1 protein-coding gene is annotated in these 248 nt (G+C 51.2%); it reads left to right on the top strand.

Annotation, left to right across the window (positions count from 1 at the left end; genetic code table 11):
* Positions 1-48: 48 nt before the first annotated feature.
* On the top strand, positions 49-248 hold a 200-nt coding region (locus tag KMS84_RS44775), incomplete at its 3' end, for a hypothetical protein (RefSeq protein WP_256921649.1).

Here is a 248-nt window from a genome sequence, read left to right as displayed (position 1 = left end):
TCCTAGTAGAATTCGTCGAGCTGATTACCGCCCACTTTGAGATGTTCTATGAGCTCTGAATTAACTGAAGAAGAAATGCGTCGTGCCCTATTCGGTACGCCTCAGCCCGAAGAGCAGATATCTGCTCCTCTAGTAAATGAGCCTGTGGAAGAAGTTGTGTTCGCGAAACCCGTTGTCGCTCCAGCAGCCAAGAAGAAGGTGGCGAAAGCATTTACGCCCAGGCTGCGGGTCACGCTACGGGTTGGAAA

The sequence above is a fragment of the Streptomyces hilarionis genome (assembly GCF_024539675.1).
Classification (GTDB): domain Bacteria; phylum Actinomycetota; class Actinomycetes; order Streptomycetales; family Streptomycetaceae; genus Streptomyces; species Streptomyces hilarionis.
This window is presented reverse-complemented; position numbering and strand designations above follow the sequence as displayed.